Raw genomic sequence first — 17971 nt, 5'->3', positions numbered from 1 at the left:
TAGATCGCGTTGTGCAAACTTGAGCGGAGTTCGCTCACCCAGGGACTGGAACCCACGCAACAACAGGAGGAAACATTATGGCTCGTGCGGTCGGTATCGACCTCGGGACCACCAACTCGGTCGTGTCCGTCCTCGAGGGCGGCGAACCGGTTGTCGTCGCCAACTCCGAGGGATCACGCACCACCCCGTCGATCGTCGCTTTCGCCAAGAACGGTGAAGTGCTGGTCGGCCAGCCCGCGAAGAACCAGGCGGTCACCAACGTCGACCGCACGATTCGTTCCGTGAAGCGCCACGTCGGCACGGACTGGACTGTGGAGATCGACGGCAAGAAGTACACCCCTCAGGAAATCTCCGCGCGCACGCTGCAGAAGCTCAAGCGCGACGCCGAGGCCTACCTGGGTGAGGAAATCACCGACGCGGTCATCACCGTTCCCGCGTACTTCGAGGACGCACAGCGTCAGGCCACGAAGGAAGCCGGCCAGATCGCCGGCCTCAACGTCCTGCGCATCGTCAACGAGCCCACCGCGGCAGCTCTCGCATACGGCCTGGACAAGGGCGACAGCGAGCAGACCATTCTCGTGTTCGACCTCGGTGGCGGCACGTTCGACGTCTCGCTGCTCGAAATCGGCGACGGCGTCGTCGAGGTGCGCGCGACGTCCGGCGACAACCACCTCGGTGGCGACGACTGGGACGAGCGCATCGTGACCTGGCTCGTCGACAAGTTCAAGGCTCAGAACGGCATCGATCTGACCAAGGACAAGATGGCCCTGCAGCGTCTGCGTGAGGCTGCCGAGAAGGCGAAGATCGAGCTGTCCTCCGGGCAGAGCACCTCGATCAACCTTCCGTACATCACGGTCGACGCGGACAAGAACCCGCTCTTCCTCGACGAGCAGCTCAGCCGCTCGGAGTTCCAGAAGATCACCTCCGACCTGCTCGACCGCACTCGTGCGCCGTTCCAGGCAGTGGTCAAGGACTCCGGCATCGCCGTCAAGGACATCGACCACGTCGTGCTCGTCGGTGGTTCGACGCGTATGCCCGCGGTCTCCGAGCTGGTCAAGGAACTCTCCGGTGGACGCGAGCCCAACAAGGGCGTCAACCCGGACGAGGTCGTGGCCGTCGGTGCTGCACTGCAGGCCGGTGTGCTCAAGGGTGAGGTCAAGGACGTTCTGCTCCTCGACGTCACGCCGCTGTCCCTCGGTATCGAAACCAAGGGTGGCGTCATGACCAAGCTCATCGAGCGCAACACCACCATCCCGACGAAGCGATCCGAGACCTTCACCACCGCTGACGACAATCAGCCCTCGGTGCAGATCCAGGTCTTCCAGGGTGAGCGCGAGATCGCCTCGCACAACAAGCTCCTCGGCTCGTTCGAGTTGACGGATCTGCCCCCGGCTCCGCGCGGCGTCCCCCAGATCGAGGTCACCTTCGACATCGACGCCAACGGCATCGTGCACGTCACGGCCAAGGACAAGGGCACCGGCAAGGAGAACACGATCAAGATCCAGGACGGCTCCGGTCTGTCCAAGGAAGAGATCGACCGCATGGTCGCCGACGCCGAAGCTCACGCAGACGAGGACAAGGCTCGTCGCGAAGAGGCCGAGGTCCGCAACCAGGCCGAGTCCCTCGTCCACCAGACGGAGAAGTTCGTCAAGGACAACGAGGACAAGGTCGACGCCGAGCTCAAGGGCCGCGTCGAAACCGCCATCGCCGACGCCAAGACGGCACTCGCGGGCAGCGACATCTCGGCAGTGAAGACCGCCGTGGAGAAGCTGTCGAGCGAGTCGCAGGCTCTCGGCACCGCCATCTACGAGGCTCAGGCCAAGGAGCAGGGCGGCGCAGAGGGTGGCGCGCAGGCCGCTGACGACGGTGTAGTCGACGCAGAGGTTGTCGACGAGCCCGCCGACGACACGGACAAGAAGTGACGTCGGGTAACTCCGAGCAAGAACCGGTCACTTTCGTGGACAAGCGGAAGATCGATCCCGAGACCGGTGAAGTACGGGAAGGTGACGCAGTTCCGGAGCCCCTCGCGGGCACCGGTACTGCGCCCCAGCCCGGCTCGGTGGACGAAGGGACAGGCGAGATCGTGGTCGAGGCGGAGGACACAGAAGATCCGCGCGACACTCAGGTCGCCGAACTCACTGCCGATTTGCAGCGCGTGTCGGCCGAGTACGCCAACTACCGTCGCCGCACGGATCGGGAGAAGCAGACGGGAGCGGAGAACGCGAAAGCGTCCGTCGTGTCCCAGCTGCTCCCCGTCCTCGACGATCTGGAGCGAGCTCGCCAGCACGGCGATCTCGAAACCGGACCGCTCAAGTCCGTGGCGGACAAGTTGGCGGGGGTGTTCTCGAACATCGGTCTGAGCACCTTCGGGGCCGAGGGCGACGCCTTCGACCCGGCCATCCACGAGGCCGTCTCCCATGAGGGCGACGGCAGCAATCCGGTCGTTGGCACGCTGATGCGTCCGGGCTACAAGCTCGGCGAGCGCGTGCTGCGTACCGCGATGGTCGGTGTGGTCGACAGTGCTTCCGAGGGCATGGCAACAGAAGAATCGGACGCACCCGCGTCCGACGAGCAGTAAAAAGAAATAGCGCGAGAGGAGGAAACGCCCGGTGAGCCAGCGGGAGTGGATCGAGAAGGACTTCTACAAGGAGCTGGGCGTTTCCTCCAGCGCTACTGCAGAAGAGATCAAGAAGGCGTACCGAAAGTTGGCGCGGGACAACCATCCCGACGCCAATCCCGGCAACGCCGCGGCCGAGAACAAGTTCAAGGCGGTCAGCGAGGCGCATGCCGTACTCGCCGACCCGGCCAAACGCAAGGAATACGACGAGGCCAGGCGGCTGTTCGCGTCCGGTGGCTTCGGTAGCCGCGGTGGAGGCGGATTCTCGCCCGGTGCAGGCGGATTCGGTGGCGGTGGCCAGACCTTCGACGTGGGCGACATCTTCGGCCAGGGCGGTGGCGGCGACGGCGGCATCGGCGATCTGTTCGGAGGTCTGTTCAATCGCGGCGCAGCCCAGCGCCCGCAGAGCAACCGTCCCCGACGCGGCAGCGATGTCGAGACCGAGACCTCGCTGCAATTCCGTGAAGCAGCGCAGGGTGTGACGGTCCCGTTGCGGTTGACCAGTCCGTCCTCGTGCACCACGTGTCACGGCAGCGGTGCGAAGCCCGGAACGAGCCCGCGGGTCTGCCCCAAGTGCAACGGCCAGGGCGTCGTCAATCGAAACCAAGGCGCGTTCGGCTTCAGTGAGCCCTGTGACGACTGCCGCGGTACCGGATCCATCATCGACGACCCGTGCGTCGATTGCCGCGGCACCGGAGTGCAGAACCGCACCCGCACCATCACTGTGCGAGTACCCGCAGGCATCAGCGACGGCCAGAAAGTACGACTCGCAGGCCAGGGCGAGGCCGGACTTCGTGGAGCACCGTCCGGCGACCTGTTCGTCACCGTTCGAGTGAAGCCCGACAAGGTCTTCGGCCGCACCGGCGACGACCTCACGGTGACCGTGCCGGTCAGCTACGGCGAACTGGTCCTCGGCACCACACTGTCGGTGCCCACCCTCGAAGGACGTGTCGGCGTCAAGGTGCCACCGGGCACCGTCGACGGCCGGGTGCTGCGGGTGCGTGGACGCGGCATCCCGAAGAAGTCCGGTGCAGGCGACCTGATGGTGACCGTCAAAGTTGCCGTCCCGCAGAAACTCGACGATGCTGCTACCGACGCTCTGAAGACCTATCTGGAAGCCGAAAAGGCCAGCGGATTCGACCCGCGGGCCGGGTGGGCAGGTGTGTGATGTCGGTCCCTCCCGAGGGCGGTTCCGCGAAAGCCGGTGGGGCACAAGGTGATCCCGACGCGCAGATCTTCGTGATCTCCGTCGCGGCTCAGCTGGCCGGCATGCATGCGCAGACGCTGCGCACCTACGACCGACTGGGCCTGGTCATCCCCCACCGCACCACCGGCGGAGGTCGACGCTACACACCGCGCGACGTCGCACTGCTCCGTGAGGTGCAGCGACTCTCGCAGGACGAGGGCGTCAACCTCGCCGGTATCAAGCGCATCATCGAGCTCACCAACCAGGTCGAGGCCCTGCAGGCCCGGGTCTCGGAACTGGCGCAGGAGGTAGCGAACGTGCACGCGAGCTATCGCCGCGACCTGGTGCCGATCCAACGCAACGCCCTGGTGGTCTGGAAGCCGAAGCACCAGCGCTAGGTTCGCCGCCTTCCCCGCAAACGCGCGCGCATTTGTCAGGTGCGCGCAGATTCGCCAGTGATTCGGTCACTATTCCGCGCGCCTTCCCCGCAAACGCGCGCGCGTTTGTCAGGTGCGCGCAGACTTGCCAGTGATTCGGTCACTATTCCGCGCGCGTTCAGCAAACGCGCGCGCGTTTGCGGCATCGGCAGTGGCGAACCCCGCGCGCGTTTGCGAGACACCCGGCATCGACCCCTATCCTGGTCCGCATGCAGGCGTGGAATTCGACAGTCGTTCAGTACCATCGCCTTCGGAACGACCTCGCGGTCATCAGGCTCGAGGGCGACGCCATTCCCTTCAGAGCCGGGCAGTCCGTGTCCGTGACAGTTCCTCAGAACACTGCTCTGACTCGGCGATATTCGCCCGCCCTGCCGCCGTCGCTGGACGGCAAGCTCGAATTCCATGTGCGCGCGGTACCCGCGGGGTGGGTGAGCGGGTCGATCGTCAACGAGACGCGGCCCGGTCATGTCTGGCAGATCAGTGATCCGCAGGGCGGTCTGCACGTCGACGATTCCGGGCGTGACGTCGTCATGATCGCGGGCGGTACCGGTCTCGCTCCGTTGCGCGCGATTCTGCTCGATCTCACCCGCTGGGAGCGGCCGCCGAATGTGACGCTGTTCTTCGGCGGCAAGTCGCCGCGCGATCTCTATGCAAGCGACATGCTGTGGTTGATGGCGGCCGAGTTGCCGTGGCTGACCGTCGTTCCCGTCGTCGATCAGCTGCACGAGCCGTGGGCCTCGGACCGCTGGAACGATCGCATTCACGAGGAAATAGGTTCCACCACATCGTTTTTCGAGCCGGAGCACTGCTGGGAGGGTGCTATCGCCGACGTCGTCGCGGTGCAGGGGCCGTTCCCCGACCGTCAGATCCTGGTGTGTGGTTCACCCGGCATGGAGGCCGCCACCGTGCGCGCCCTCGTCGAGATCGGAACCCCGCTCGCAGACATTCGCCGCTGAAGCCGAAGCAGAAGACGAAGCAGAAGCGCCGCCCCACCACATCAGGGCAGTCGCAGTATTCGACGCAGATGCGCCAGGTCCTCCGGCGGTAGTGCCGTGAATTCCGGCGGCGGGGCGTCGGCGATCGTGCGGGCTTTCTCGGCGAGGCGGCGTCCGGTATCGGTGAGTCCGATGATGCGTCGTCGACGATCGTGGGGGTCTTCTGTGCGCACCACCAGGTCTCGCTGTTCGAGTTCGCGCACGTTCAGAGATACGTAGGGCACGTCGGAGGCGAGCAGATCGGCGAGTTCGGTGACCGACCGATCGCCGCTCAACAGCTTGATCAGCAGTTTCGCTCGCAGGAAGCTCATCCCGGTGGCCTCGGCGACGGCCCGTCGAGTGTCGTGTACCTCGAGCATCAGCGCTCGCATCTCGCGCCAGATCTGCGCTGCTTCGCTCGTCATACGAGCACCGGCTGGTCGATACGTTCGGCGGTCGATCGTGCCCACCGGCCGGTGGTGACCAGCGCGAGCACGGTCACGACCACGCCTGCACCGGCGATGACGAACCAGGCGGGCACGGCGGCGGCAGTGAAGCCGTCGGAGATTTCTCCGACGATGCTCGCGGTGACGATCGATCCCATGACGGCCACACCGAGCGACTGACCCACCTGCCTGCTGGTCGACGCGATAGCCGAGGCCACGCCGGCTTGGCTGCGCGGCATCCCGGACACTGCGGTGTTGGTGATCGGGGCGTTGACCATGCCGAAGGAGATTCCGAAGATCACGTATGCCGTCGCCAACCAGGTGAAGGATGTCGTCGGCGTCGTTCTGGTGAGCATCAGCGCCGAGACCACGAAGCCGAGGCCGGCCACGAGCAGGGGGATGCGAGCCCCGAAGCTGCCGACGATGCGTCCCGATATCGGCGCGAAAATCAGCGTCATCAGTGCCATCGGCAGAGTGTAGAGACCAGCGTGCAGAGGTGAGTAGCCGCGAACGTCCTGCAGGTACAGCGTGTTGAGGAACAGGAACCCGCCGAGGGACGCGAACGCACACACGGCGATCACCGTAGCGCCACTGAACGGTGCGCTGCGGAAGAACTTCAGCTGGATCAGCGGTTCCTCGATTCGCGATTCGACCACCAGCAGCCCGAGGAGAGAGCCGATCGCGACGGCACCGGTGAACACGATCAGCGGTGATCCCCAGCCCTTCGCGGGACCTTCGATGATGGTGAAGACCAGGGACGCGAGGAACGCGAAGATGAGGAACTGACCTACCGGATCGAACTTCCTCGCGTGCTCGGCCTTGGATTCCGGGACGAACTTCAGTGTCATCGCCAAAGCGAAGATCCCGACGGGGACGTTGATCCAGAAGATGGACTGCCAGCCGGCGCTGGTGACGAGCACGCCGCCGAGTGCCGGTCCCGCGGACATCGAGATTCCGACGACGGCACCCCACATGCCGATCGCGCCGGCGCGCTCTTTGGGGTCGGTGAAGGTGTTGGTGATGATCGACATCGCGACGGGATTCATCATCGAGCCGCCGATGGCCTGCAGCATCCGGAAGGCGATGAGCCAGCCCAGCGACGGTGCGACGCTGCACAGCAGCGAGCCGAGCACGAACGTTCCGGTGCCGATCAGGAAGAAGCGTTTGCGGCCGTACTTGTCGGCCATCGAGCCACCGAGCATCAGCAGAGATGCCACGACCAGCGTGTAGGCATCGATGATCCATTGCAGACCCGATACCGATGCATTCAGATCTGCGCGCATCGACGGCAGCGCGACGTTGACGATCGTGTTGTCGGTGCTGACGAGAAACAGGCTGAGGCAGCAGATCCCGAGCACGAGATATCGGTGTCGTCGAGTCAGCTCGGCCACGTGCACCTCCGCATATTTGCTTGTACATCTACAACTATTACATGAGTACTCCTAACTTGTTCGACGAGCAAGTGGCGTCGGGCTGGTCGGCGCCCGATAGGGTGTGTGTCACAGACTTGCTCGACCCCCGTTACCTGCTCGGTGAATGGAGAACAACAGTGGCTTCCGAGATCGCACCAGGCGACCTGGTTCAGGCGTCCGGGCATGCAGGCCCGTGGAAGGTGCTCGAGATTCGTCAAGGGTTGGCGTTGCTCGAGCATCACGACGGGCATCGGCTGTCGGTCCGTACGACGACGGTCGAGGTGGTGCGCAAGGCGTCGCCGCGCGAGGGCTCGGCTCCGCTGGAAGAGGCGGAGTCCGAGAGCCCCTCGCTGTTCGACGAGAGCTGACCTAGCGCCGCCCACCGTCGGCTGCGTACTTCTGCCGTAGCGACTTGGTCATCTGCTTGTATTCCCTCAACTTCTCGCTGCGCGCCCGCGCGTCGTAGCGTGACGTGGTCCAGGCGTTCTCCCGCACCAGCTTTCGGTAGTTACTCAGCCGGCGTTCGGTGAGTTCGCCTGCCTCGACGGCGGCGAGAACGGCGCAACCGGGCTCGTGTGCGTGCGCGCAGTCGCCGAAACGGCACAGTGCGGCCAGCTCGTCGATATCCGAAAAAGCGTTCGCCACTGCGTCTTCCGATCCTTGTACGCCCACCGACCTCAATCCGGGAGTATCGAGCAGGGTCAGTCCCAGCCGTGGTACCGGAATCAATTCCCGACGCACCGTCGTGTGTCTGCCCTTGGCGTCCGCCTCGCGAGTGGTGCCGGTGGTGAACGCGGTGCTCCCGATCAGAGCGTTGCCGAGAGTCGATTTACCCGATCCCGACGGCCCGATGAGCGCGACCGTGCCGTGCAGATGCGCTGTCAGCGAGTCGATTCCATCGGCCGACACCGCGCTGGTGCTACAGACGGTGACACCCGGCGCGGCGGCCAGTACCGACTCTTCGGTGACGCATCCGCTGTCGGTCTTCGTGATCGCGACGACGGGTACGCCGCCGCTGCCCCACGCCAGCGTGAGGTAGCGCTCGACGCGGCCGAGGTCGAGGGCCGTGTCCGACGCGACAGTGACCACGACGGTATCGACGTTGGCTCCGAGAACCTGTGCGGCCGAGGTCGATCCGGCACTGGCTCGAACTATGGCCGTTCGGCGGGGCAGGATGTGGATCAGCCGGAACGATTCCGCGGCCAGTGCCACCCAATCCCCGGTGCAGAGGCCGCCAGGAGTGGAGCCTGCGGAACGACCGCTGACACTGCCGGTGCCGCGCGCGATTCCGTGCTCGGTGATCGCGTCGAATTCACCGCGGTCGACGCGAACCACGCGGGCGAGAACTGCGCTGTGAGAATGCTGTTCGAACTCGTCACGCCAGTGCTGGTCGAGTCCGTATTCGAGTAGAGAAGACATGCGAGAAGTCCTTCGTGGAGGAGGTATGAGGGCTCGGGTGTGTTCTCGTCCAGGTGGCCACGATGCCCACCTCCTCACTTCTCGCATGCACAAAACCGACGACGGCAAACTAACAGCCGTCGACGGTGGGGGTAAAGCGATTTATCGACCGAGGTTGGTGCCCTCGGCCGGTTGTGCCAGAGCGGACAGGAACGAGCGAGCCCAGCGGTCGACATCATGGGCGAGAACCTGCCGGCGCATGGCTCGCATGTGACGCTTGCCTGCCTCGGGTTCCTGTTCGAGCGCTCCGGTGATGGCGTCCTTCACACTGTCCAGATCATGGGGGTTGCACAGGTACGCCTGGCGCAATTCTGCAGCAGCACCGGTGAATTCGCTGAGAACCAGCGCGCCACCGAGGTCGCTGCGGCAGGCCACGTACTCCTTGGCGACGAGGTTCATGCCGTCGCGTAGGGGAGTGACCAGCATGACGTCGGCAGCGACGAAGTAGGCGAGCAGGTCCTCGCGGGGAATGGGACGGTGCAGATAGTGGACCACCGGGTGGCCCACCTGGCCGTACTCACCGTTGATGCGTCCCACCTGCTGCTCGATCTCGCCGCGCATGGCGACATAGCTCTCGACGCGTTCACGGCTGGGCGTCGCCAATTGCACGATGACGTTCTCGGCCGGATCGACTCGGCCTTCTTCGAGCAACTCTCGAAATGCGTTGAGCCGAACGTCGATTCCCTTGGTGTAATCCAGTCGGTCGACGCCGAGCATGATCCGTTTCGGATTGCCCAGGTCCTTGCGCAGTTGCTTGGCGCGGTCCCGGACGGCCTTCGTGCGCGACTTGGTGTCGAGGTCACCGGAGTCGATGGAGATCGGGAACGCTCCGACGCGTACGGTCCGGAACCCCACCTGGACGACGCCGAGCTTGGACCGCACACCGACGGTTCCGCGTGAGGTGGTTCCCCCGGCGAGGCGTCGGGCAAGGTAGAGGAAGTTCTGCGCACCGCCGGACAGATGGAAACCGATCAGGTCGGCTCCGAGCAGTCCTTCGACGATCTCGGTGCGCCACGGCATCTGCATGAACAGCTCGATCGGCGGGAACGGGATGTGCAGAAAGAAGCCGATGGTGAGATCGGGCCGCAGCATCCGCAGCATCTTGGGCACCAGCTGAAGCTGATAGTCCTGAATCCACACCGTCGCACCCTGCGCGGCTGCCTCGGACGTCTTCTCCGCGAAGCGGCGGTTGACTTCGACGTAGGCGTTCCACCAGTCACGGTCGTACTCGGGCTTGACGATGACATCGTGGTACAGCGGCCACAGCGTGGCGTTGGAGAAGCCCTCGTAGTACTGGGTGTATTCCTTCTCGCTGATCGGCACCGGACGCAGGTGCAGGTCGTCCTCGACGAACGGCTCCACGTCGACGTCGGATACGCCGACCCATCCCACCCAGGCACCCTTGTTGGCGCGCAGGATGGGCTCGAGCGCAGTGACCAGCCCGCCGGGGCTGCGCTTCCATCGTGTGCTGCCGTCGGGAAGTGTCTCCAGATCGACCGGCAACCTGTTGGCTACGACGACGAAATCCGAACCCTGCGAGGCGTCAGCCACAACTGTCCAATCCGCTTGTTGATCCCTGGGTAATCAGCCCTGCGAAAACCTGTCAGTCGGTCTTCGCTACGGGGTCTATACCCAGCATCGACAACAACATGCGGCACTCGTCTGCATCGGTCGCATAGGCGGCGACGACGCGCTGGGCCTGACTGGCGGTCTCGTACTCGAGTGGGACGATGTCTTCGTCGGCGATGTCGTTGTCGGTCGATGTCTTGGCAGGCATGGTGATCTCCGTACTCTCTGCTGGACTTACTCGGTGTTCGCTGGTGCCAACTCTATGTAAATGTGACACCCCATCGCCACTTCCCGATGCCATAGGCTGCAGCGAATGACCGATTCTGTCTCGCTTCACCATGCTCGAAACGTGGTGGAGGCACCTTTCCCGACCACCGGTGGCGCGATTCTGCGCCGCACCGTACGACGTCGTCGCACCCGCTTGATCGTCTCGTCCCTGCTGTTCGGGGTGCATCAACTGTGCGAAACGATGGTTCCGGTCGCGATCGGTCTGATCGTGTCGCGGGCGATCGACACCGGCGACGTGACGGCGATGATCGTCTCACTGGTCGGTCTCGCGGCTCTGTTCGTCACACTGTCCTACGCCTGGCGCATCGGTGCCCGCATCATCGTCGTCGCCATCGAGCGTGAGGCCCACGATGTGCGGGTGGAGGTCGCCGGCCGCGTTCTCGACCCACGCGGACTGCGCACCGATCTATCGGCCGGGGAATTGCTGACGGTCTCGACGTCCGATGCCGAGAAGGAATCGTGGATTCTCGACCTGATCGCGCGAGTCTTCGCGTCTGCAGTGGCGGTGGTCGCGTCCGCGGTGGCATTGCTGATCATCGACATTCCTCTCGGCCTGGCCGTCGTGATCGGCACTCCGGTGATTTTGATCGCGCTCCAGCGTCTCGCCCCGTTGCTCACCCGCGCGGCCACCGCACAGCAGGCCGAGATCGCCGGGGTCTCGGGAATGGCCACCGATCTGGTCAGTGGAGTGCGTCCGCTGCGCGGAATCGGAGCCGAGGACGCCGCGACCCAGCGGTTCGTGACGTCGAGCCGAACGGCACTGGCGGCCACGCTGAGGTTGACCCGCGCCAACAACGTCTATCAGGGCCTGGCGGCGGCGGTCAACGCGTTGCTCGCCGTCGGAATCGCCGGTACCGCAGGCTGGTTCGCGTTGCAGGGTCGCATCTCGGTCGGCGAGCTGATCACCGTCATCGGGCTCTCGCAATTCGTCATCGAACCGCTGACCGGGTTGTCCAAGGTCCCCGGCGTGGTGGCGATGGTGCGTGGCTCTGCCGATCGGCTCGCACTCGTACTCGGTGCCGACCACGTTCTGCCGAAATCGGATTCCGCTGTGCCCTCGGGTACCGAACTCGCCGTCGACGAGGTCGGGTTCCGTTCGCTCGACGGCCTCACCTTCTCGGCCGCACCCGGCGAGATGCTCGGAATCGTCGCCTACCGGCCGCAGGACGGGGAGGCACTCGCCCAGGTGCTCTCCGGTCAGATCTCCGAGTCCGACTACACCGGAACGGTACGGATCGGCGGCATCGCAACAGGGGACATCGATCTCCGACGCGCCCGCGAGACCGTGCTCGTCGAGCCGCACATCACCGACCTGTTCGCCGGTACCGTCCGCAGCAACGTCACCGCAGGTCGCGCGCAGCCCGACGCCGAACTCGACCGCGTGCTCGAGGCCTCCGCGGCCACCGACGTCGTCGAACTGCACGAAGCCGGACTCGACCACGCCGTCACCGACCGCGGTGCCAGCCTCTCCGGCGGCCAACGTCAACGGGTCGCGTTGGCGCGGGCCCTGTCGGTCGACGCCCCGGTGCTGGTGCTGCACGACCCCACCACCGCGGTCGACGCCGTCACCGAGCACACGATCGCGCGCGGCATCGCCGAGCTGCGACACACCGGCAGCGCTGCGCAGACCACGATCCTGATCACCACCAGCCCTGCGCTGCTGTCGGTGACGCATCGCGTACTCGTGGTCGACGACGGCCGCGTCGTCGCCGAAGGAACCCACCACGATCTCGCGTCCTCGGACGCGCAGTACAAGGAGACGGTGCTGCGATGACCGCCCCCGAACTTCTTCCCATCGCCACCGGTGCCCGGTCGGGCCGATGGCTGTTGGAACAGCTGCGCCTGCGCAAACTCCGTACCGCGGTGACGCTGCTCCTCGGCGCGGTGGCCGCGGCGATGTCACTTGTGCCGGTCTACGTGCTCGGCGTCTTGGTCGACCGCGTCCGCGACGGGGCCGACTCGTCGACCATCGTGGGGGTCGTCGTCGTGATTGCGGTGGCGGCGGTCATCGGCGGTGTCGTCACCGGTTTCAGCGGCTACCTGATCAGTACCCTCGGTGAGGGCATCCTGGCGTCCTTACGGGAGGCCGTCGTCCGACGCGCTCTCCGCCTGCCGGTGGCCACGCTGGAGCGAGTGGGCAAGGGCGACTTGCTCTCCCGCGTCGGCGACGACGTCGCAGTGATGGCCAAGTCGATCGGCGAAGTGATTCCCCAGCTCGTCGGAGCATTCCTGCTGGTGTGCCTGAGCATGATCACGATGCTCGGAATCGACTGGCGTCTGGGGCTTGCCGGTCTGGTGGCATTGCCGATGTACGTGCTCGCGCTGCGCTGGTATCTGCCCCGATCGGCTCCGCTGTACGCGGCCGAACGAGTCGCTATGGGCGAGCGAGCCCAGTCCTTCGTCAGCAGCATGCAGGGCGCAAAGACGGTGCGGGCCTACGGACTCGAAGCCGAGCACCTCGGTGAGGTGGATCGAGCGTCGGCGAAAGCCCGCGACATCGGCGTCGACGTCTTCCGACTGTTCACCCGTTTCGGCTCACGCAGTAACCGCGCCGAATGTGTCGGTCTGTCGGTGATCCTGCTGGCCGGATTCCTGCTCGTACGAGGCGATTACGTGACCGTCGGTGAGACCACGGCCGCGGCGCTGCTGTTCCATCGCCTGTTCAATCCGATCGGCACCCTGCTCTTCACGTTCGACGACATCCAGTCTGCCGGAGCTTCTCTGGCCCGACTGGTCGGTGTCGTCGACATTGCCGACGAGCGGCCGGTGGGCGACGGTTCCGTGCCTGCCGACGCCACCCTCGATGTCGTCGACCTGCGCCACTCGTACGACGGGGGTCACGAAGTACTGCACGGGGTCGACCTGCGTGTCGACGCAGGTGAGACGGTCGCGCTCGTGGGATCCACCGGTGCCGGGAAGTCGACGATCGCGGCCATTGCGGCCGGGTCCATGGCGTCGACGTCGGGCACGGTCCGTGTCGGCGGCGCGTCCCTGGACTCGTTGGGCCACCAGGGTTTACGCCGGCATGTCGCGATCGTCAGCCAGGAAGTGCACGTCTTCGCCGGCCCTTTGATCGACGACGTGTTGCTCGCGGCACCGGACGCCGGCCGCGACGACGTGGAAGCCGCACTGCGGACCGTCGGTGCCTGGGGATGGGTCGAGGCGCTCGAGAACGGCCTCGACACCGCCGTCGGCGAGGGCGGTCACCAGTTGACCGCGGCGCAATCGCAGCAATTGGCTCTGGCGCGGCTGGTTCTCGCCGATCCGGCTGTCGCGGTGTTGGACGAGGCCACCGCCGAGGCCGGCAGCTCCGGTGCCCGTGAGCTCGAACTGGCTGCGGAGGCGGCGACGAGAGGCCGCAGCACATTGGTCGTGGCGCATCGCCTCACCCAGGCCGCTGCAGCGGACCGCGTCGTTGTGCTCGAGCACGGGAAAATCGTGGAGCAAGGTCCGCACGACGAGTTGGTCGCTGCCGGTGGGCGTTACGCAGAGCTGTGGGAGGCGTGGCAGGGTCGCTGATTGCTGTAGCAATTTGCCTATAGCTATTAGTTTTGGCTACGGTGTCCTCGGAAGATGGAGGAGGCCGACATGGCACGCGCAGGATTGACCGCGCAGCGCATCGTGGCAGCAGGAGCGGATCTGGCCGACGAGGTCGGCTTCGATCGCGTGACTGCCAGTGAGTTGGCGCGACGCTTCGACGTCAAAGTGGCGAGTCTGTATTCGCATCTGAAGAGCGCGCATCAGCTCAATGTCGGCATCGCTCTGCTGGCGTTGGAAGAACTGGCCGACCGGGTGGCAGAAGCGTTGGCGGGCAGGGCAGGCAAGGACGCGTTGGTCGCAGTGGCCGACGCGTACCTGGTCTATTCGCGCGAACATCCCGGCCGGTACGCGGCCACTCAATTTCCTCTCGACCACGAGACGGCGATCAACAGTGCCGGGGTGCGGCACTCGGCGATGATGAAGGCAATTCTTCGTGGGTATCACCTGAACGAGGCCGATCAGGTGCACGCTGTTCGATTGTTGGGCAGTGTCTTTCACGGTTTCGCCAGCCTCGAAGCGGCCGGCTCGTTCGCTCACAGTGCACCCGACTCACAAGAGTCGTGGGCCCGAATCCTCGACGGAATCGACACACTCCTACGGCAATGGAGGCAGGAACCATGAAGCCGATCTCCGAACGCGACATCAGATCGTCGTTCGTCAACTCGTCCAAGGGTGACGCCACTCGGCTTTCCCTCCCCGATATGTTCGACGAAACGCCGTGGGAGGATCTCGATTTCCTCGGTTGGGGCGACCCGAAGCTGGCTGGACGAAGCTACATCGTCGTACCGCAGGAAGATCGACTCCGTGCAATTGCGTTGCGATACAGGGCAGGTGGACCGCGGACTGCGCAGATGTGCAGCATCTGTCTCACCACCCACGCCAACGGCGGTGTGTCGCTGATGGCCGCTGCGAAGGCAGGGGAGTCCGGGCGACGCGGCAACACCGTCGGCACCTACATCTGCTCGGATCTCGCATGTTCTCTGTACGCACGCAAGAAGAAAACACCGGCCCTGGGACGACAGTTCAAGGAGGACTTCGACGTCGACACCCGCACGGCAACAGTCAAAGACAATATCGACGCATTCCTCGCTCGCATCGTCAGCTGATCGTCGCTCCGCTCCCGTCGTGCGCGTTGTGCGCCCTCAGAGGTACGCACAACGCGCACGACCTAGCTCTTTTTGCTGGACCGCTGTGGCCGCAAAGCTGTGAAAAGCCAGGCCGCTGCCGCGACAATTGCAAGTCCCCAGCCCGCAATGCCGGCCCCGGGGAAGTCCAGTCTTGGGACGGCGAGAACGCCGAAGATCACCAGAGTGGCGAACAGCGGCGAGAGTCTGCGCCGGGCGCGGTTAGGTGGATTGGACTCGGGTCCCGTTTGTCGCATGCGCATCTACCCGCCTCGTCGATGTGTTCGGCGAACCTAGAGTAAACCGGGCAGTCGGGCTTCGCTGGTGCGCCCCGGTCGATGCTCTCAGAGTGTGGCACCCAACGGTTGCAGCGCGCACCAGCCCCGCACCGAGAACACGGTGCGGGGCTGGAAGAGGTTGTTGCTGAGCTCGATTCGAGAGAATCGGGCTGTCAATCCTTGTTCTTCTCCGCGATGAACAGCTTCTCGATGCGCTCTGCCTCGTCCTTCTTGGCGTCGGCTTCCTCGGATCGCTTTGCGGCCTCGGCCAATTCGGCCTCGGACGGTGCTGCAGCCAACTTCTCCTGCTTGTCGACCTGAGCCTGCTGAGTCTTCTTGCGGTCCTCGGCTGCCTTGGCCGCCGCGGCAGCTTGCTCGTCGGCCTTTTTCTTCTTTGCAGCCGCTTCGCGTTCGGCTTCCTGGGCGGCCTCGCGCTTGCGCTGCTCGGCTTCCTGTCGCGCGTCGCGGGCGGCTTCCTGGGCTGCGGCGTCGGCGGCCCGCCGGTCCTGCTCGGCGGTCTCACGAGCCGTCTTCAGGTCGGCGTCCGCAGCAGTCTTCTTCGCACGTGCCTCGGCGTCCAGGCGTGCTGCTTCGGCGCGGTTCTCGGTGCTGTCGACCAGCGTCTCGCCGCGATCGGCAAGACTCCTGTCTCCCAACAGGTTTCCGACAGCACGATCGAGGGATCCGAGCGTGTGCTCGTAGGCGAGCCGCGCCGGTGATTCCGCATCCATCTTCACGACGACGTTGGTCTCGATGAGCTGCAACGGAATTCGTGCGATCTTGTACTGAATTCTCAGGATGGTCAGTGGTAGGGCCAAAACACTCATATAGTCGAACTCCTAGATCAGCAGTGGTGGGTCAAGCCTGGTTGCGAAGCTCTTCGGCTTTCTTGCGGTCGGCCTCGGCCTGCAGCAACGCTTCCTGGTGCTTTTGCGCAGCCACCATTTCGTCCGCATCTGCCGCGGCCTGCTCGGCTTTGCGCTCCTCGGTCGCTTCGATCTGTTCGGCCGTGGCGTCGACCTCGGCTGCCGCTCGTTCCTGCGCCACGGTCTCACGCTTGTTCTGCTCGGCCGCGGCCACCTGGGTCTGTCGAACGCGATCTGCGTTCGCCTCGGCAACTGCTGCGTTCTCCTCCGCGGCCTCGCGTCGACTGTCTGCCGCAGTCCGCACGTCGGCCAGCTCCTCGGCGGCGTCGGTGGCCTGTGCATCGGCGACGCGTTCGGTGGCCTGCGCCTCCTTGCGTTCGCGAGCCTGAGCGGCCTGCAACTGGCCCTCGGCCGTCAACGAGTCGTTGCCGGTGACAGCGCCGACGACCTCTTTGGCTTTGCCCTTGATCTCGTCGAGCATTCCTTTGCGTGCTTCGCCCGCTACGTTCTCGTCAGTCATGTAACTGCAGGTACCCACTGGCTGTTCGAGTAACCCCACGTCGACCTCGGACGATACGATCGCCGACGAAAGCATCAGCAGTGAGGAGACGTATGCCTATCGCGAAGATCAACGGCATCGACGTGAACTACCAGGTCAAGGGCAGTGGAGACCTGGTAGTTCTGATAATGGGCACCGGCAGTCCCGGCCGAGTGTGGGAACTGCATCAGGTACCGGCCCTCCTGGCGGCCGGCTACCGGGTGTGCACCTTCGACAACCGCGGTATCGCGCCGTCGTCGGAAAGTGCGACCGGTATCACCATCGACGCCATGGTCGCCGACACCGAGGGCTTGATCGAACTGATCCGCGACGGTGCCGAGAAGGCCTTCGTCGTCGGAACGTCGATGGGCTCTCGCGTCGCACAGGAGTTGGCTCTGAAGCGTCCCGATCTGGTTCGCAAGGCTGCGTTCCTCGCCGGGCACGCGCGGGTCGACGAGTTCCAGAAGACGCTCGCCCAGGGTGAACGGGCGCTGTACGACAAGCGCGTCGAGCTGCCGGGCACGTACTCGGCCGCGGTGACGGCGGTGATGAACCTGTCGCCCGCCACGTTGCGCGATGCGCGAACGGCTCGCGATTGGCTCGACCTGTTCGAGTTCTCGGCATCCTCACCATCCGCCGGGGTGCGCGCGCAGCTGGGTATGGACGACGATTTCGACCGCACCAACGCCTACCGGGCAGTGTCGGTGCCCTGTCTGTCGGTCGGGTTCGCCGACGATCGGATGATCCCTGCCTACCTGGGCAAGGAGCTCGCCGACGCGATTCCGGGGGCTCGATACGTGGAGATCGCGGACGCCGGCCACTACGGATATCTCGAGCGTCCCGAGGCCGTCAATGCGCACTTGCTCGACTTCTTCAAGGCCTGACGCCACCTGAGCACGACCTGCGTTGCTAGGGTCGTGTGGCACCTCACGGTGCAGACTTACCAATCAAACGTTCGCGACGAGTGAGGCGAGATGAGTACCAACCCGTTCGATGACGAAGACGGACGCTTCTTCGTGCTGGTCAACGACGAAGATCAGCATTCGCTGTGGCCGACGTTCTCCGAGGTCCCTCAGGGGTGGCGTGTCGTCTTCGGTGAAGACACCCGCGCTGCGTGCCTGGAGTACGTCGAGAAGAACTGGACCGACATGCGTCCGCGCAGCCTGCGTGAGGCCATGGAGGCCGACGCAGCTGCCCGCGCAGGTGCTGAGGGAACCCCCAGCACCGAGGCCTGAGTT

The 17971-nt window shown here is 64.9% G+C and carries 19 protein-coding genes; 12 read left to right on the top strand and 7 right to left on the bottom strand.

Annotated elements, in window-relative coordinates; all coding sequences use genetic code 11:
* The first annotated feature begins 77 nt into the window (after window positions 1–77).
* From dnaK to CH266_RS16475, 5 genes are all read left to right on the top strand, one after another.
* Window positions 78–1922 (top strand): molecular chaperone DnaK, encoded by a 1845-nt coding sequence (gene dnaK, locus CH266_RS16495; RefSeq protein WP_027495655.1) that lies wholly within the window; start codon window positions 78–80, stop codon window positions 1920–1922.
* A complete protein-coding gene (gene grpE / locus CH266_RS16490) occupies window positions 1919–2578 on the top strand; it encodes a nucleotide exchange factor GrpE (protein WP_094715722.1) in 660 nt (219 codons plus the stop codon). The genes dnaK and grpE overlap by 4 nt, the downstream gene beginning before the upstream one ends.
* Before the next feature lie 31 nt (window positions 2579–2609).
* Entirely contained in the window at window positions 2610–3785 is a 1176-nt protein-coding gene (gene dnaJ, locus CH266_RS16485) for a molecular chaperone DnaJ (RefSeq protein ID WP_027495657.1), read from the top strand.
* Window positions 3785–4201: a heat shock protein transcriptional repressor HspR gene (locus CH266_RS16480; protein ID WP_045841157.1), complete on the top strand. Its 417-nt coding sequence runs from the start codon at window positions 3785–3787 to the stop codon at window positions 4199–4201. Before dnaJ ends, CH266_RS16480 begins: the two co-directional genes overlap by 1 nt.
* Window positions 4202–4449: 248 nt before the next feature.
* Window positions 4450–5196 carry an FAD-binding oxidoreductase gene (locus CH266_RS16475; protein ID WP_032381455.1) on the top strand — a complete coding sequence of 249 codons (747 nt, stop codon included), beginning with the start codon at window positions 4450–4452 and terminating at the stop codon, window positions 5194–5196.
* Window positions 5197–5237: 41 nt separating this feature from the next.
* Here CH266_RS16475 and CH266_RS16470 read toward each other — a convergent pair whose 3' ends face one another.
* Both CH266_RS16470 and CH266_RS16465 read right to left on the bottom strand, forming a co-directional pair.
* A complete protein-coding gene (locus CH266_RS16470) occupies window positions 5238–5639 on the bottom strand; it encodes a MarR family winged helix-turn-helix transcriptional regulator (RefSeq protein ID WP_032389804.1) in 402 nt (133 codons plus the stop codon).
* Window positions 5636–7051 carry an MFS transporter gene (locus CH266_RS16465; protein ID WP_094715796.1) on the bottom strand — a complete coding sequence of 472 codons (1416 nt, stop codon included), beginning with the start codon at window positions 7049–7051 and terminating at the stop codon, window positions 5636–5638. Before CH266_RS16465 ends, CH266_RS16470 begins: the two co-directional genes overlap by 4 nt.
* A gap of 158 nt (window positions 7052–7209) precedes the next feature.
* Here CH266_RS16465 and CH266_RS16460 point away from each other — a divergent pair, with 158 nt between their 5' ends.
* A complete protein-coding gene (locus CH266_RS16460) occupies window positions 7210–7440 on the top strand; it encodes a hypothetical protein (protein ID WP_027495662.1) in 231 nt (76 codons plus the stop codon).
* A gap of 1 nt (window position 7441) precedes the next feature.
* Here the strand turns inward: CH266_RS16460 and rsgA are convergent, their stop codons facing one another.
* From rsgA to CH266_RS25420, 3 genes are all read right to left on the bottom strand, one after another.
* On the bottom strand, window positions 7442–8491 hold the full coding sequence (rsgA, locus tag CH266_RS16455; protein WP_094715721.1) for a ribosome small subunit-dependent GTPase A: 1050 nt from the start codon (window positions 8489–8491) through the stop codon (window positions 7442–7444).
* A gap of 141 nt (window positions 8492–8632) precedes the next feature.
* Window positions 8633–10081 carry an alpha,alpha-trehalose-phosphate synthase (UDP-forming) gene (locus CH266_RS16450; RefSeq protein ID WP_094715720.1) on the bottom strand — a complete coding sequence of 483 codons (1449 nt, stop codon included), beginning with the start codon at window positions 10079–10081 and terminating at the stop codon, window positions 8633–8635.
* A gap of 52 nt (window positions 10082–10133) precedes the next feature.
* Entirely contained in the window at window positions 10134–10307 is a 174-nt protein-coding gene (locus CH266_RS25420) for a hypothetical protein (RefSeq protein WP_008710019.1), read from the bottom strand.
* Window positions 10308–10412: 105 nt separating this feature from the next.
* On the opposite strand from CH266_RS25420, the gene CH266_RS16445 reads away from it, so the two are divergent.
* The 4 genes from CH266_RS16445 to CH266_RS16430 all read left to right on the top strand — a co-directional run bounded on the left by CH266_RS16445 (window position 10413) and on the right by CH266_RS16430 (window position 15033).
* Window positions 10413–12161 carry an ABC transporter ATP-binding protein gene (locus CH266_RS16445; RefSeq protein WP_176457112.1) on the top strand — a complete coding sequence of 583 codons (1749 nt, stop codon included), beginning with the start codon at window positions 10413–10415 and terminating at the stop codon, window positions 12159–12161.
* Complete coding sequence (locus CH266_RS16440) at window positions 12158–13906, top strand: ABC transporter ATP-binding protein (protein WP_032371882.1); 1749 nt, start codon at window positions 12158–12160, stop codon at window positions 13904–13906. Before CH266_RS16445 ends, CH266_RS16440 begins: the two co-directional genes overlap by 4 nt.
* Before the next feature lie 69 nt (window positions 13907–13975).
* Window positions 13976–14548, top strand: a complete 573-nt coding sequence (locus CH266_RS16435) for a TetR/AcrR family transcriptional regulator (protein WP_094651188.1) — start codon at window positions 13976–13978, stop codon at window positions 14546–14548.
* Complete coding sequence (locus CH266_RS16430) at window positions 14545–15033, top strand: FBP domain-containing protein (RefSeq protein WP_094715794.1); 489 nt, start codon at window positions 14545–14547, stop codon at window positions 15031–15033. The genes CH266_RS16435 and CH266_RS16430 overlap by 4 nt, the downstream gene beginning before the upstream one ends.
* A gap of 469 nt (window positions 15034–15502) precedes the next feature.
* Here the strand turns inward: CH266_RS16430 and CH266_RS16425 are convergent, their stop codons facing one another.
* Both CH266_RS16425 and CH266_RS16420 read right to left on the bottom strand, forming a co-directional pair.
* Complete coding sequence (locus tag CH266_RS16425) at window positions 15503–16156, bottom strand: hypothetical protein (protein ID WP_094715719.1); 654 nt, start codon at window positions 16154–16156, stop codon at window positions 15503–15505.
* Window positions 16157–16187: 31 nt separating this feature from the next.
* A complete protein-coding gene (locus CH266_RS16420; RefSeq protein WP_094715793.1) occupies window positions 16188–16715 on the bottom strand; it encodes a general stress protein CsbD in 528 nt (175 codons plus the stop codon).
* Window positions 16716–16807: 92 nt separating this feature from the next.
* Between CH266_RS16420 and CH266_RS16415 the strand changes: the two genes are divergently transcribed.
* Entirely contained in the window at window positions 16808–17617 is an 810-nt protein-coding gene (locus CH266_RS16415) for an alpha/beta fold hydrolase (protein ID WP_032375016.1), read from the top strand.
* A gap of 90 nt (window positions 17618–17707) precedes the next feature.
* On the top strand, window positions 17708–17968 hold the full coding sequence (locus CH266_RS16410; protein WP_027495672.1) for an MbtH family protein: 261 nt from the start codon (window positions 17708–17710) through the stop codon (window positions 17966–17968).
* Window positions 17969–17971: the final 3 nt, after the last annotated feature.

Origin of the sequence: Rhodococcus sp. 06-1474-1B (assembly GCF_002258885.1) — a bacterium.
GTDB classification, from domain to species: domain Bacteria; phylum Actinomycetota; class Actinomycetes; order Mycobacteriales; family Mycobacteriaceae; genus Rhodococcoides; species Rhodococcoides fascians.
This window is presented reverse-complemented; position numbering and strand designations above follow the sequence as displayed.